The organism is Fundidesulfovibrio sp. (genome assembly GCF_058402725.1).
The window spans coordinates 3337-4956 of record NZ_JBZVFJ010000198.1 but is presented as its reverse complement, the minus strand read 5'-3'; the positions used below and the strand labels follow the sequence as shown (position 1 = coordinate 4956).

Annotated in this window: 1 protein-coding gene and 1 pseudogene; both read right to left on the bottom strand. The window is 66.7% G+C overall.

Annotated features, from left to right (window positions below):
• Positions 1–124: 124 nt before the first annotated feature.
• Positions 125–1339, bottom strand: coding sequence for a two-component system sensor histidine kinase NtrB (locus ACV4UX_RS17230; protein ID WP_491594514.1), 1215 nt, complete (start codon positions 1337–1339; stop codon positions 125–127).
• Positions 1333–1620: pseudogene (locus ACV4UX_RS17225) on the bottom strand (iron-containing alcohol dehydrogenase); the annotation flags it as partial. The gene ACV4UX_RS17230 and the pseudogene ACV4UX_RS17225, both read right to left, overlap by 7 nt.

Genomic DNA, 1620 nt, shown 5'->3' with positions numbered 1-1620 from the left:
CCGGGCCTGGCGGCCCGTGCCGGCCGTGTGCACGGTGCGGTGCGGGGCGGCCAGTTCCTTCTTGAAGAGCTTGGTCAGGGACTGTTCGTCGTCCACCACCAGGAGGGTGTAGGGGCTGGTCACGTCAGCCCCCCTGATTGGAGGGCAGGCGCACGATGAAGCGCGATCCCCGGCCCGATTCGCTGTGCACGATGATCTCTCCGCAATGCTCGGACACGATGCCGTAGCAGGTGGACAGCCCGATGCCGATGCCCTTGCCCACGGGCTTGGTGGTGAAGAAGGGCTCGAAGAGCTTGTCCAGGTTTTCCTTGGGGATGCCGCAGCCGGTGTCCGAGACCACCAGCCCCGCGCCCTCCTCGGCCTCGGGGTAGGTGCGGATGGTGATGACGCCCTGGCCCGCGCCGGTCTGGTCCACGGCGTCGATGGCGTTGATGAGCAGGTTCAGCAGCACCTGCTTGAGCTGGGGCTCGTCGCCGTAGATGAGCGGCAGCTCGTCGGAGAGTTCCAGCACCATGTTCAGGCGCAGGTTCTTCTGCTTGATGTGGCTGCGCAGGAGCTTCAGGGTGTCCTCCACCACGGCGTTGAGGCTCACGGGCCTGAAGCCCGAGGACACGGGACGGCTGAAGGTGAGCAGCGTGTGCACGATGTCGCGGCAGCGGCTGCACTCCTTGAGGATGGTGTCCACGTAGTCGTGGATGTCGTCCAGGTCCGGCCCGGGCGTGGCCTCCAGCCTGCCCAGGCGACGCTTGATGCCCTCCGCGAAGCCGGAGATGGATGCCAGGGGGTTGTTCACCTCGTGGGCCACGCCTGCTGCCAGCATGCCCACGGTGGCCATTTTCTCGGCCTGGTAGAACTTGGCCTGGTACTCCTTCTCCATGGTCACGTCGCGCTTGAAGATGAGGATGCGCCGCTCGTCCTTGCCCTGGTCGTTGATGGGCGAGGCCACCATCTCGAACTGGCGGTTGCGCCCGCCCACGCGGAAGATGGCCGTTTCGCGGCACACGTCGCCCGTAACGAAGGAGCGGTGCGCCGGGCACTCCGGGCAGGGGCGCTGCTCCTGGCGGAAGATCTCGTAGCAGTAGCGGCCCTGGGCGTCGTCGATGCCCATAACCTCCTCGAAGACATGGTTCACGCTCATGATGCGCAGGTCTTCGGAGAGCACCATCATGATGTCGGTGATGCCGTCCAGGATGGCCGCGATCTCGCGGCGGCGCTCCTCGGACTCGAGGTTGGCCACCTGAAGCTCCACGAGCTTCTGGCGCAGCTCCTGGTAGAATCCCAGCTTGCAGTGTTCGATGCCGATGAGGTCTTCGACCGAGGGGCGAACGCGGCTCACCAGGCCTCCTCGCAGATGCCGAGCAGGCTTTCCACGTCGGCCTGGCGGGGGTTGGTGAGGTTGCAGGCGTCGCCTGCGGAGGCCCCTGCCAGTTGGGCAAGAGGGGAGCGGTCGGGCAGGATGTCGCGCAGGCGCACGGGCACGCCCAGATCGGCGAAGTATTCGCGCAGCACCTCGATGCCCGCCTCGGCCGCCAGGCGCGAGGGCATGTCCGCCCGGCCCACCACGAGCCGACCGATGGCCCCCATCTTCTCCTGGCATGCCGGAGTGTTGAAGCGCATCAC